This window comes from Amycolatopsis ponsaeliensis (assembly GCF_030182635.1).
Classification (GTDB): domain Bacteria; phylum Actinomycetota; class Actinomycetes; order Mycobacteriales; family Pseudonocardiaceae; genus Amycolatopsis; species Amycolatopsis ponsaeliensis.
In genome coordinates this window covers 226,058-239,087 of sequence record NZ_JAPZLD010000003.1, presented here as the reverse complement: position 1 = coordinate 239,087, position 13,030 = coordinate 226,058, and the positions used below count along the sequence as shown (strand labels likewise).

Sequence of the window (13,030 nt, the reverse complement as noted above, 5' to 3'; positions counted from 1 at the left end):
GTGCAGCGCTCGCTGGGGATGCTCGTCGTGATGATCGGGGTGCTCATCGCGGCCGTCGACGGCACCATCGTCGTGCTCGCGCTGCCCGCCATCCAGGACGACCTCGGCATCTCCCTATCCGCGGTCACCTGGGTGGTCGTCGGCTACCTGCTGGTCGTCACGGTGCTCGCGACGCAGCTCGGGCGGCTCGGCGACCTCTTCGGCCGGGTGCGGATGTACCGGGCCGGGTTCGCGGTGTTCGTCGCCGGCTCGGTGCTGTGCGCGCTGGCCTGGGACGCGGCGACGATCATCGCGTTCCGGCTCCTGCAGGGCCTCGGCGCGGCGCTCATCGCCGCCAACAGCGGCGCGATCATCTCCGAGCTGTACCCGCCGGCCGAGCGCGGCCGCGCCTACGGGTTCAACGCCCTCGGCTACTCCGTCGGCTCGGTGGTCGGCGTGCTGCTCGGCGGCGTCATCGTGACGTCGGTGTCGTGGCGCTGGATCTTCTGGATCAACCTGCCGATCGGCGTGGCCGCGCTGGTGCTGGCCGGGCGCGTCCTGCGCGACCGCGGCGAACGGAAGCGCCGCCGGCTGGACGTCGCCGGCATGGTCACCCTCGGCCTGGGCCTGTTCGGGATCTCGTGGGCGATGACGTCGCTGGCCGCGGAACCGCTGCACTGGACACACTTCGCCTACCTGGCCGGCGGTCTGGTGCTGCTCGGCGTCTTCGTGGTCATCGAACTGCGGCACCCGGACCCGACTGTGGACCTGTCGCTGTTCCGGATCCCCGCGGTCGCGCCGTCGCTGCTGGCGTCGCTGCTCCAAGGGCTCGGCAGCTTCGCGGTGCTGTTCCTGGTGATCATGTACCTGCAGGGCCCGCGCGGCCTGAGCCCGATCGACGCGTCGCTGCTGCTCCTGCCGGGTTACGTGCTCGGCGCGGCGGCGGGGCCGTACGCGGGACGGCTCGCCGACCGCCTCGGCCCGGTGCTCCCCGCGACCGCCGGGCTGGGTCTTTCGGTCGTCGCGCTCGTGCTCTTCGCCCGGATGACCACGACCAGCAGCCTGTGGCTGCCCGCGCTCGGCAACGTCGTGATCATGATCGGCGGCAGCTTCTTCTACCCCGCCAACAGTTCGGCGGTGATGAAGGCTTGCCCGCCCGAGCGGCTGGGGATCGCCTCGGGCGTGCTGCGGACGTTCGCGAGCATCGGCATGGTCTTCTCGTTCACCACGGCGATCCTGGTGGCGGCCCAGGCGATCCCGCGCGGCACGGCGTTCGCGATCTTCGTCGGCTCGGCGGGTCTGGACGGTCCACTCGCGACGGTGTTCACCGAAGGATTGAGCACGGCCTTCTACACCCTGACGGTGATCATGCTGGCCGCCGCGGTCCTGTCCGCGATCCGCGGCCGCCGGGTGCCCGCCGCCGACTGACTTTTCAGCGTCCGGCGCGGGCGGCGATGCCGTCCAGCACGCAGCCGAGGCCGAACTCGAAGACCTCTTCCGCGCTCCGGTCCTCCCCCTCGATCACCCGGCGCGAGAACTGCGGGTACTCGCCGCTCTCGATGACTTCGCGGATGTACGGGCCGACGCTCGCCTGCCACTGCTCCTTCGTCAGCCCCGACCGGCGTTGGGCCTGTAGTTCGGCCAGCTCCTGCGTCACCGTGCCGAAGACGTACGCCAGCACCACGTCCACGGCCCCCGCGACGAACGTGATGTCGCCGGTCAGCGGGGCCGCCGCCGTGAGGGCGGCTTCGTGGCGGCGCAGCGAGTTCGCGCCCAGCGCCGGACGGCCGGGGATCTCGCCGCTCAGCCAGGGGTGCCGCAGCAGCGTCGCGCGGACCTGCCGGGCGACGCTCGCCAGGTCGACGCGCCAGTCGCCGGTGAGCTCGGTGGTTTCGGCGCTCTTGACCTCGTCGATCATCAGGTCCAGCAGGTCGTCGCGGCTCGCGACGTAGCGGTAGAGCGACGCCGTGCCCGAGCCCAGGTCGGCCGCGACCCGGCGCATCGACAGCGCGGGCAGTCCCTCGGTGTCGGCGATCGTGATCGCCGTCCGCACGATCTGCTCGACGCTCGGGGCCTGGCGCCGCGGGCTGCGCCGCTCCTTCGCCCAGACCAGCGCCGGCTCCTCCGCCATCGTCGTCCTCCCGGGTTCGTTGCGAACAGCGTACCTGATTGGCTACGGTGTATCCGTAGTGAGAACACTGTAGCCATAACTTGGGGGTAACCATGACTCGCGTGATCGTCGCCGGCGGCGGCACCGTCGGCCTGTCCACCGCGCTCTTCCTCGCCCACCACGGCGTGCGCGCGCTCGTCGTCGAACGCGCCGACGGCCCGTCCGCGCACCCGCGAGCCACCGGCCTGAGCTTCCGCACCCTGGAATTCCTCCGCCAGGCGGGGATCGCCGACGCCGTCGAAGCGGTCGCCATCCGGCGCACCGCCACCCTCGGCAAGATCTACGCCCCCACACTGGCCACGGCCGACCTGCCCGACACGCCGCCCGCCGTGCCGAACACCCCGAACCTCGCCGCTTCCCGGCACAGCCCGAGCGTGCTGCGCGGCACCTGCCCGCAAGACCGGCTCGACTCGGTGCTCCTCACCGCGGCGCGCGAACGCGGCGCGACCGTCGCGTACTCGACCACGCTCGTCTCGTTCGAGCAGGACGACACCGGCGTCACGGCGGTCCTCGACGGCCCGGACGGGCGGCGCACGGAACGCGCCGATTGCCTGGTCGCGGCCGACGGCGGCCGCAGTGAGGTGCGGGCCGCGCTCGGCATCGGCACGACCGGGCCGGGCGCGCTCGGGAAGCCCCTGCTCAACATCCTCTTCCGCGCCGACCTGACGCCGTACACGAAGGGCCACCACTTCGCGAACTGCACGATCACGACGCCCGAGTCGCCCGGGATGCTGGTGACCGTCGACGCCGAGAAGGACTGGATCTTCCACACCGAGCTGGGCGACGAGCCGGTGGACGCGTTCCCGCCGTCGCGCTGTGCCGCGCTGATCCGGGCCGCCGTCGGTGTCCCCGACCTGGCCGTCGAGGTGCTGAGCGTGCTGCCGTGGCGGGTGCGCGGGCTGCTGGCCGACCGGTTCCGCGCCGGGCGCGTGTTCCTCGCCGGCGACGCGGCGCACGCGGTGCCGCCGCTCGGGGCGTTCGGGGCGAACACCGGCATGGCCGACGCGCACAACCTGGCCTGGAAGCTGGCCGCGGTGCTCGACGGCGCCGCGGGCCCGGCGCTGCTGGACACCTACGAAGCCGAACGCCGTCCGGTGGCGGCACTGGCGCTCGACCAGGCACTGCGGCGGCTCGAGGATCCCCGCCTGCACTGGGAGCAGGGCCCGTCCGCCGCGGCGGCCCGCGCGGCCGCCGGCGTCGTCAACGCCCCGGTCGTCCACCTCGGCTACCGCTACGACTCGGCGGCGGTGCTCGGTGCCCGCGCCGAGCTGCCGTCCACCGAGGACGTCGTGCTCGACGGGACACCCGGGTCACGGCTCCCCCACGCGTGGGTGTCGGCCGAGGTGTCCACTTTGGATCTCGTCGGCCGCCGGCTGACCCTGCTCACCGGTCCCGGCGCCGGGGCGCCGACGGGTGATTTCGACTTCCACGTCGTCGAGGACGAGGAATGGCTGCGCGACACGGGAATCGCGGACGGCGGCGCGGTGCTGGTGCGCCCGGACCACTTCATCGCGTGGCGAGGGCGGCCGGACGAGGCCGCCGGGGCGGTGGCGCGCGTTCTGGCTCGCTGACCATTGTCCGCCGGCCGTCCCGGGAGGATGGTGGACACATGACGACCGCCGACGAGTTCCGGGCGCTGCACGAGCGGCCCGAGCCCTTCCTGCTGCCGAACCCGTGGGACGCCGGGACGGCCCGGCTGCTCGCCGGCCTCGGCTTCGACGCCCTGGCCACGACGAGCCTCGGCGTGGCCAACGTGGTGGGCCGGACCCGCGCGACCCGGGCCGAGGTCCTGGCCAACCTCCGGGAGATCGCCGAGGCGACGCCCCTGCCGGTGAACGCCGATCTCGAGAACGGCTTCGCCGACGACCCGGCCGAAGCCGCGAAGACGATCGACGCGGCGGCCGACGCCGGCGCGGCCGGGGTGTCCATCGAGGACCAGTCGAGCGACCCGGACGCGCCGATCTACGACTTCGGCCTGGCGGTCGACCGCGTCCGCGCCGCGGTGGAGACGGCCCGCGCCCGATCGGTGGTGCTGACGGCCCGCACCGAGAACCAGCTGTGGGGCGCGAACGACTTCGCCGACACGATCAAGCGCCTGCAGGCCTTCGGCGAGGCGGGCGCGGACGTGCTGTACGCGCCGGGGTTGAAGACGCTCGACGAGATGCGCGCAGTGGTGTCCTCGGTGGACAAGCCGGTCAACGTGGTGATGGGGTTCGCCGACCCGTCGATCACGCTCGAGCAGCTGGCCGAGATCGGCGTCCGCCGCATCAGCATCGGCGCGGCGTTGTCCCGGCTGGCGTTGAAGTCGTTTATGGACGGAGCCCGCGAGATGCGCGCGGGCCGGTTCGGCTTCGTCGGCGACCTGCCGCCGATTTCCGAGCTGCAGCGGGCGTTCGGCTGACCCGGGCGGTCAGCCCCCGTCGATCCGGACGGTCAGGCCCAGACCGGTGAAGGTACCGGCGAGCCGGGCGAGGTGAGCGGGGTCGACGGTGCCGGCGAACACGTCGGCACCGCCTCGGTCCCGGAAGAACCGGAGCCGGGCCCACGTGTGTTCGACTTCGTACTCGTCGTAGGACGACTTGCGGGCTCGCCACCCCGCCCGCGCGAAGGTTCGCGCGAGCTCTTCGGGACCGTCGTCGCCGAGAACGAGTCCGTAGACGTTGGTATCCGAGAGGGCAAGCTCATCACCGAGCCGTGGTCCCTCGGTGCCGCCGGAAGTGATCTCCATGAGCGCGGGAAGCCGGGCGGGCGCGTGGGGCGCCCGCCCGGCTCCGGCCGTCAGCTACAACCGGACGTCGCGCCGCAGCCTTCGCACGCGTAGCACGAACCTGCCGGGCGCATCTTCGTTCCGCACGTCATGCACAGCGGGGCGTCCGCCGCCTTGCCGAGGCGCAGCTCCATCAGCTCCGTCGTCGTCTGGGCTTCGCGGTGCGGGTGTTCCGGCTCCTCCGCGTGCGGCTCCGGCGAGGAATCCACCGTGGAGCTCAGCGCCTCGAGATCGACGCCACCGCCGCCGTAGGTGGCCTCCACCTCCGCCGAACGCTCGTCCGCGGACAGGATGCCCAGCTGCGAACGCTTCTCGTACGGCAGGTAGTCCAGCGCCAGGCGGCGGAACAAGTAGTCCATCACGCTCGTCGCGATGCGGATGTCCGGGTCGTCGGTCATGCCCGCCGGCTCGAAGCGCAGGTTCGAGAACTTCGACACGTAGAACTCGAGCGGGATGCCGTGCTGCAGGCCCACCGAGATCGACATCGAGAACGCGTCCATCACGCCGGCCAGCGTCGAGCCCTGCTTACCCAGCTTGACGAAGATCTCGCCGAGGCCGTCGTCCGGGTACGAACCCGCCGTCAGGTAGCCCTCCGCGCCGCCGACGGTGAACGACACCGTCTGGCTCGGGCGCTTCTTCGGCAGGCGCTTGCGCACCGGCCGGTACTCGACGACCTTCTCCGGCTCCGCGACCGCCTTCTCCTTCTTGGCCGTCGACAGCGGCTGGCCGACCTTGCAGTTGTCGCGGTAGATCGCCAGCGCCTTGAGACCGAGCTTCCAGCCCTGGAAGTAGATCTCCTCGACCTCTTCGACCGTCGCCGACTCCGGCATGTTGACCGTCTTCGAGATGGCGCCGGAAAGGAACGGCTGCACCGCGGCCATCATCCGGACGTGGCCCATCGGCGCGATCGAGCGCTCGCCGACCGCGCAGTCGAACACCTCGTAGTGCTCGGGACGCAGCCCGGGCGCGTCGACGACGTGGCCGTTCTGCGCCACGAACTCGACGATCGCCTCGACCTGCTCGGCCTGGTAACCCAGCGCCTCGAGCGCGCGCGGCACCGTCTGGTTGACGATCTGCATCGAGCCGCCGCCGACGAGCTTCTTGAACTTCACCAGCGAGAAGTCCGGCTCGATCCCGGTGGTGTCGCAGTCCATCATGAAGCCGATGGTGCCGGTGGGCGCGAGCACCGACGCCTGCGCGTTGCGCCAGCCGTGCTTCGTGCCGATGTCGATGCCCTTCTTCCACTCCTCCGTCGCCAGCTTGCGGACCGCGGCGTCGTTGGCGTGGTAGGTGCGGACGAGCTCGTTCGCCGCCGCGTGCTTCCGCATCACGCGCTGGTGCGACTCGGCGTTGCGCGCGTAGCCCTCGTACGCGCCGACCGCCTGGGCCAGCTCGGCCGAGCGGCGGTACGAGACGCCGGTCATCAGCGACGTGATCGCCGCCGCGAGCGCGCGGCCGCCGTCGGAGTCGTACGCGTGGCCCAGCGCCATCAGCAGCGCGCCCAGGTTCGCGTACCCGATGCCGAGCTGGCGGAACTTCCGCGTCGTGTCGGCGATCGGCTCGGTCGGGAAGTCCGCGAAGCAGATCGAGACGTCCATCGCCGTGATGACGAACTCGACGGCGCGCGCGAACAGCGGCGCGTCGAACGTGCCCTCGGGCGTGACGAACTTGAGCAGGTTCAGCGAGGCGAGGTTGCAGCTCGAGTTGTCGAGGTGCATGTACTCGCTGCACGGGTTCGACGCGGTGATCCGGCCGGACTCCGGGCAGGTGTGCCAGTCGTTGATCGTGCCGTCGTACTGGATGCCGGGGTCGGCGCACTCCCACGCGGCCTGGGCGACGCTGCGGAACAGCTTCTTCGCGTCGGTCCGGTCGAGCACCTCGCCGGTGAGCCGGGCGCGCAGGCCGAACTCGGTGCCGTTCTCGACCGCCTGCATGAACTCGTCGGTCACGCGGACCGAGTTGTTCGCGTTCTGGTACTGCACCGAGGAGATGTCCGCGCCGGAGAGGTCCATGTCGAACCCGGCGTCGCGCAGGACCTTGATCTTCTCCTCTTCGCGGGCCTTCGTCTGGACGAACTCTTCGATGTCCGGGTGGTCGATGTCGAGCACGACCATCTTCGCCGCGCGCCGGGTGGCGCCGCCGGACTTGATGGTGCCCGCGGACGCGTCGGCGCCGCGCATGAACGAGACCGGGCCGGACGCGGTGCCGCCGGAGGTCAGCAGCTCCTTCGAGGAGCGGATGCGGGAGAGGTTCAGGCCGGCACCGGAGCCGCCCTTGAAGATCAGGCCCTCCTCGCGGTACCAGTTGAGGATCGACTCCATGGTGTCGTCGACGGCGAGGATGAAGCACGCCGAGACCTGCTGCTTCGACGACGTGCCGACGTTGAACCAGACCGGGGAGTTGAAGCTGAAGACCTGGTGCAGCAGCATCCAGGTGAGCTCGTGCTCGAAGATCTCGAGGTCCTGCGGCGTGGCGAAGTAGCCGTGGTCGCGCGCGCCCTTGACGTACGCCTTCACGACGCGGTCGATGAGCTGCTTGAGGCTGCGCTCGCGCTGCGGGCTGCCGACGGCGCCGCGGAAGTACTTGCTGGTGACGATGTTGGTGGCGTTGACCGACCAGGACGCCGGGAACTCCACGCCGCGCTGTTCGAAGTTGACCGAGCCGTCGCGCCAGTTCGTCATCACGACGTCGCGCTGTTCCCAGGTCACCTGCTCGTAGGGATGCTTCCCCTCGGTGGTGAAGACGCGCTTCACGCTCAGCCCGCCGGCCGCCTTGCTCTTCTTGCCGGCGGCCGTGCCGGCTCCGGTTCCCACGGTTTCGGTCATCGGTCGAACCCTCACTCCCGCAGCGGGACGGTCAATCGCCGTCTTCGCGCTGATCGCTCTCCTCCGGGGCAGCAGTACCCGCCATGGCCTCACGAAGATCGGCTATCTCCTTCTCGAAGTCCTCGACCGAGGAGAAGGAGCGGTAGACGCTGGCGAACCGGAGATAGGCGACCCCGTCGAGCTCACGCAGCGGGCCCAGGATGGCCAGGCCGACTTCGTGACTCGGGATCTCCGCCAAGCCGGCGGAGCGGATCGACTCCTCCACGCGCTGCGCGAGCTGCTGCAACGCGTCGTCGTCGACCGGCCTGCCCTGGCAGGCGCGGCGGACGCCGCTCACCACCTTGTCCCGGCTGAACTGTTCGGTGACCCCGGACCGCTTGACGACGGCGAGCACCATCGTCTCCGACGTCGTGAACCGCCGTCCGCAGGACGCGCACGAGCGCCGCCTGCGGATCGCCTGGCCTTCATCCACCTCTCGGGAGTCGACGACCCGGGAGTCCGCATGCCGGCAGAACGGGCACCTCATCCGCCGATCACCTTCCCCTCATCGCCGGCCGCCCCGGTCGACGTCCTCGCGGCCACCATGCACCCCTGCACCTGGTGATCGTTTTGTGGACATCCGGTGGGTAAAAGCCGACCAGCTGTGGACAACTGCTGCCCAGTCTACCCCAACCTGTGGACCAACTACAGCGGTGTAACTACTACATATAGCGGGCGAGCGTAGAACTCGGAGGGGGTGTGCGCAAGCGACACGGCCGGAGCGGGACTCGCCCGGGTGAGGTCCGGCAGGCCGGCTTGCGAAGGCCGGGCCGCGCTTCGCCCGGGACCGGACCGCCGCGACACGGCAGCCGGGGCGGCGTCACCCTGGTGGAGCAGTGGAACCGCCGCGGCGAGCACCTCGAAACCGGAGCCGCGAGCCCGGCGGGACACCGCTCTCCGGGCGATCGGCGGTTTCACCGGAGCGGGTGATTCTCGGTGGGCGGTTCATGCGCGGGGCGGGGTCACGGCGCGGGAACGGCGTCGGCGACCGGGACCGTCAGCGGCAGCCCGGGCACCAGAACGGCTTCGTCCAGGCGGTTGAGCTCCTTGATCCGGGCGACGACCGCGCTCGCGTCACTGCCCGGCGCGAACCGCTCGGCCAGCGAAGAAAGGGTGTCGCCCTGGCCGACCGACACCGTCGCGGTCCGCGCCGGCACCGGGGCGTTCGCGGCGACGCCGCCGCCGAAGAGTCCCAGCCCGGTGACCACGAGGCAGCTCGCGACGGCGAGCCCGGCCAGCCACGGCCACCGCACCGGCACCCGGCGGGGCGCCGCGCACGGGTCGCCGGCCGGCCGGCGACCCGCGACGACCCGCGCGCGTGTCGGCGGGCGCTGGACCTCGCCGCGGCGCCCGCGCAGGACGCGGACGGGCCGGGGTGGCGCCGGGACCGGGGTCGCCGGGCGGGCGTGCCCGCGTTCGGCCAGAATGGACATCCGAACCTCCTCGAAACCCTGGTGTCCGCCTGTTTCCGGGACCGGTGCCGGCCCGTGGATCAAGGTCGAACAAGCGTTCTATCGAACGCCCGTGCGAAGGTCTACCACCTACCACCGACAAAATCGAGCGGACACGGCGTGTCGATCGAACAGATGTTTGAAATCGGCGTGCCCGGGGGCTAACGTCGGTGACCAGGGCATCTGCCGGGCAGATGCCGCCGGCGAGGCTGCCCGCACCCGGCGGGCGGCGGCCGGCGCGCATACGTGCAGCGAACGTCTGGGAGGCGACGCAGTGGCGAAGGAGAACAAGGCGGGCAGGACCAGTGGGTCCCCCGGGGGCACCGGAAAGGTGGCCTCCATGCCCGAGGTGTACGACGTGGACGACGCCCTCACCGTCCGCCAGCAGCAGGTGCTCGACGTGATCCGCTCGTGGGTGAGCCGGTTCGGCTACCCGCCGAGCGTCCGGGAGATCGGCGAGGCGGTGGGGCTGACGTCGACGTCGTCGGTCTCGCACCAGCTGCGGGCGTTGCAGCGCAAGGGGTACCTGCGCCGGGACGCGAACCGTCCCCGCGCGGTCGGCGTGCTCTCGGCGACCGACGACAACCCCATGGGCATCGAGATGGACCAGCAGCCGGTCATGCCGAAGGCGGCGTACGTGCCGCTGGTCGGCCGGATCGCCGCCGGTGGCCCGGTGCTGGCCGAGCAGGCCATCGAGGACGTCTTCCCGCTGCCGCGGGAGATCGTCGGCGAGGGCGAGCTGTTCCTGCTCAAGGTCACCGGTGACTCGATGATCGACGCGGCCATCACCGACGGCGACTGGGTCGTGGTCCGGCAGCAGCCGGACGCGGACAACGGCGAGATCGTCGCGGCGATGATCGACGGCGAGGCGACGGTCAAGACGTTCAAGCGCAAGGGCGGCCACATCTGGCTGATGCCGCACAACGAGGCGTACGAGCCGATCCCCGGCGACGACGCGACGGTGCTCGGCAAGGTGGTGGCGGTGCTGCGACGCCTTTGAGGGAAGCCTTCCGGGCTATCGCACGGCCCGGAGGTTCACCGGATCGGATGATCTTGGCCGTGGGGAGCCGAGATCCGGGAGCCAACCCGGTCGCGGTGCGGTGGGTGGACGGGAAGCCCGGCCCCGTCCGCCGCCGCGCCGGCTGAGGTTTCCTTCGCGCGGTGCGCAGGACTGCGCGGCTCGAGCGGCCGCGCCCCGCACCGCGCGAAGGACGGCCTCCCCGCCGGAACCGGTGACCCGCCAGGCGTTTCTCAGCCGCGGCGGCGGCGCAGCTTGCTGAACCCGAACCAGCCGAGCCCCACCACCGCGACCGCGATCCCCGCCGCCGGCAGGATCGGCACTCCCCCGCCGTCCGACGATCCGCCGCTCGCGCTCGAAGCCGGCTTGCCGTCCGAGGATGACGACACCGGAGGAGCCGACGCGGCCGCACCGCGGACCGCGCGGATCGGCTCGCCGACGCCTTCGCTGCCCGACAGCAACGTCCCGTCGGGGTCGAACGCGATCGCCTCGCCCTGCTTCTCCCCCGGCAACGGGATCCGGGTCGGCGTCCGCTGCAACGCCGCGAGCACATCGCCGTCCGGGGCCGCGTAGACATAAGCGTCGGTGTAGGTCCGCAGCGCGACGACACTTCCGTCGGCCGAAGACGCGCCGCCCGTCACGAGCACCGAGCCGAACGAGCCCACCGGGCCGCCCGGCGTGTCGGTCTCCGAGATCTTCACCGTGCCGACCTTCTCCAGGTTGGTCGGCCCGGGGCTGGCCAGCGGACCCGACGGCCGGTACACACGGGCTTCGCCGAGGATGTCCTTGGTGATCAGGTACGGCGTCCCCGCCTTGTCCATGATCAGCGCTTCGGTGTCGTGCTGCCCGTCCGGGTACGTGAGCCGGTGCACGGTCACCTTGCCCGCCGGGCTCATTTCCAGCAGCGCGACGGTCAGCCGGCCCTTCTTGTTGTCACCGGTGTCGGACAGCCAGAGCGTCCCGTCGGGAGTCCGGGCCAGGTCCTCGACGTCGAACGGGTCCGTCTTGTCCGTGAAGACCTTCTGGACCTTGCAGTCCCGCCCCAGGACGAACACCTGGACCTTCGAGCCGCCGTCATTGATCGCGTATAGCTTCGATCCGTCGGAGACCAGGCCGGACAGCTCGCCGATCCGCGAGTCCTTCATCGTGCACAACGGCTCCGGAGCGGCCGGAGCCGCGGACGCCGGAACCGGCCCGCCGAGTACGCCCAAAGAAACCGCCGCAAACGCGACCACCCAGCGCACCCAGCCACCTCCGTAGTGTGCAGTCCCCGTGGACCGCACACTACGGAGACGTCTCAGGCCCTGGTCGAGTTGGTCTCGTACTCGCGCAAAGCCGCGGCGAAGTCCGGGCGGACCCGCACCAGCAGGCGCGTGCCGTCCTCGACGTGCTCCTCTTCGAGCACCTCGCCCTCCGCGTGCGCCCGCGCGACGAGCTCGCCGCGCGTGTACGGCACGAGGACCTCGACCGTGACCTCCGGCCGCGGCAGCCGCTCGGTGATCACCTCGACGAGCTCCGCGATGCCCGCCCCGGTCCGCGCCGAGACCGGCACCGAGCCGGCCAGCGCGTGCCGCAGCCGGGCGAGGCTGACCTCGTCGGACGCGTCGATCTTGTTGATCACCAGCAGCTCCGGCGGGAGCGGCTCCTTGCGCTTGCGCGTGATCTCGCCGAGCACCTCGCGCACGGCGCTGACCTGCTCCTCCGGCGCCGGGTCGGACCCGTCGACCACGTGCACCAGCAGGTCCGCGTCCGCGGCCTCTTCCAGCGTCGAGCGGAACGCGTCCACCAGCTGGTGCGGCAGGTGCCGCACGAACCCGACGGTGTCGGTCAGCGTGTAGGTGCGCCCGTCCGCGGTCTGCGTGCGCCGCGTGGTCGGGTCGAGGGTGGCGAACAGCGCGTCCTCCACCAGCACCCCGGCCCCGGTCAGCGCGTTGAGCAGGCTCGACTTGCCGGCGTTGGTGTAGCCGACGATCGCCACGCTGGGCACCTCGTTGGCCAGCCGCCGCCCGCGCTTGGTCTCGCGGATCGTGTCCATGGCGGCAATCTCCCGGCGCAGCTTCGCCACGCGCTTGTTGATCCGCCGCCGGTCGGTCTCGAGCTTGGTCTCACCGGGACCACGCAGGCCCACGCCGCCGTTCGCGCCACCCGCGCGGCCACCGGCCTGCCGGGACAGCGACGCACCCCACCCGCGCAGGCGCGGGATCAGGTACTGCAGCTGGGCCAGCTCGACCTGGGCCTTGCCCTCCTTGGACCGGGCGTGCTGGGCGAAGATGTCGAGGATCAGGGCGGTCCGGTCGATGACCTTGACCTTGACCTTCTCCTCGAGCTGCCGCAGCTGGCCCGGCGAGAGCTCGCCGTCGCAGATCACGGTGTCGGCGCCGGTGGACCCGACGATGTCGCGTACCTCCCGCACCTTGCCCGAGCCGATGTAGGTGGCCGGGTCCGGCTTGGTCCGCCGCTGGATGAGACCTTCGAGGACTTCCGAACCCGCGGTCTCGGCCAGGCGCGCCAGCTCGGCCAGCGACGCCTCGGACTGCAGGGCGGTGCCCTCGGTCCACACGCCGACCAGCACGACCCGCTCGAGCCGCAGTTGCCGGTACTCGACTTCGGTGACGTCGTCGAGCTCGGTGGACAGCCCCGCGACCCGGCGCAGCGACGCCCGGTCCTCGAGCTCCATTTCGCCTGTCGACGGGTCTCCGTCGTACAGGTCGTCGTCGTGGTCTTCGGTGTGTGTCAGTTCTGTCATCGTGCCTCCATGGTCCCACGATTCGCCGCGGGAAC

11 protein-coding genes are annotated in these 13,030 nt (G+C 71.3%); 4 read left to right on the top strand and 7 right to left on the bottom strand.

What is annotated here, in order from left to right:
• Entirely contained in the window at window positions 1-1,407 is a 1,407-nt protein-coding gene (locus tag QQ657_RS06370; RefSeq protein WP_284741116.1) for an MFS transporter, read from the top strand.
• A 4-nt stretch (window positions 1,408-1,411) separates the two neighbouring features.
• Here QQ657_RS06370 and QQ657_RS06365 read toward each other — a convergent pair whose 3' ends face one another.
• A complete protein-coding gene (locus tag QQ657_RS06365) occupies window positions 1,412-2,110 on the bottom strand; it encodes a TetR/AcrR family transcriptional regulator C-terminal domain-containing protein (RefSeq protein WP_284741115.1) in 699 nt (232 codons plus the stop codon).
• A 92-nt stretch (window positions 2,111-2,202) separates the two neighbouring features.
• Between QQ657_RS06365 and QQ657_RS06360 the strand changes: the two genes are divergently transcribed.
• Window positions 2,203-3,720, top strand: coding sequence for an FAD-dependent oxidoreductase (locus QQ657_RS06360; protein ID WP_284741114.1), 1,518 nt, complete (start codon window positions 2,203-2,205; stop codon window positions 3,718-3,720).
• 38 nt (window positions 3,721-3,758) lie between these two features.
• Window positions 3,759-4,550, top strand: coding sequence for an isocitrate lyase/PEP mutase family protein (locus tag QQ657_RS06355; RefSeq protein ID WP_284741113.1), 792 nt, complete (start codon window positions 3,759-3,761; stop codon window positions 4,548-4,550).
• Between the two features lie 9 nt (window positions 4,551-4,559).
• Here QQ657_RS06355 and QQ657_RS06350 read toward each other — a convergent pair whose 3' ends face one another.
• The 4 genes from QQ657_RS06350 to QQ657_RS06335 form a co-directional block, all read right to left on the bottom strand.
• Window positions 4,560-4,877, bottom strand: coding sequence for a hypothetical protein (locus tag QQ657_RS06350; RefSeq protein WP_284741112.1), 318 nt, complete (start codon window positions 4,875-4,877; stop codon window positions 4,560-4,562).
• A gap of 50 nt (window positions 4,878-4,927) precedes the next feature.
• The gene (locus QQ657_RS06345) at window positions 4,928-7,741 is read right to left on the bottom strand and encodes a vitamin B12-dependent ribonucleotide reductase (RefSeq protein ID WP_284741111.1); all 2,814 of its coding nucleotides are present in this window, start codon (window positions 7,739-7,741) and stop codon (window positions 4,928-4,930) included.
• Window positions 7,742-7,772: 31 nt separating this feature from the next.
• A complete protein-coding gene (gene nrdR, locus QQ657_RS06340) occupies window positions 7,773-8,267 on the bottom strand; it encodes a transcriptional regulator NrdR (RefSeq protein WP_284741110.1) in 495 nt (164 codons plus the stop codon).
• 475 nt (window positions 8,268-8,742) lie between these two features.
• Window positions 8,743-9,213: a LysM peptidoglycan-binding domain-containing protein gene (locus QQ657_RS06335; RefSeq protein ID WP_284741109.1), complete on the bottom strand. Its 471-nt coding sequence runs from the start codon at window positions 9,211-9,213 to the stop codon at window positions 8,743-8,745.
• Between the two features lie 358 nt (window positions 9,214-9,571).
• Here QQ657_RS06335 and lexA point away from each other — a divergent pair, with 358 nt between their 5' ends.
• Window positions 9,572-10,231, top strand: a complete 660-nt coding sequence (lexA, locus tag QQ657_RS06330) for a transcriptional repressor LexA (protein ID WP_284741108.1) — start codon at window positions 9,572-9,574, stop codon at window positions 10,229-10,231.
• Between the two features lie 251 nt (window positions 10,232-10,482).
• On the opposite strand, the gene QQ657_RS06325 is transcribed toward lexA, so the two are convergent.
• Both QQ657_RS06325 and hflX read right to left on the bottom strand, forming a co-directional pair.
• Window positions 10,483-11,493 carry an SdiA-regulated/phytase-like domain-containing protein gene (locus QQ657_RS06325; protein ID WP_284741107.1) on the bottom strand — a complete coding sequence of 337 codons (1,011 nt, stop codon included), beginning with the start codon at window positions 11,491-11,493 and terminating at the stop codon, window positions 10,483-10,485.
• 53 nt (window positions 11,494-11,546) lie between these two features.
• Entirely contained in the window at window positions 11,547-12,995 is a 1,449-nt protein-coding gene (gene hflX, locus QQ657_RS06320; RefSeq protein WP_284741106.1) for a GTPase HflX, read from the bottom strand.
• Window positions 12,996-13,030 lie beyond the last annotated feature (35 nt).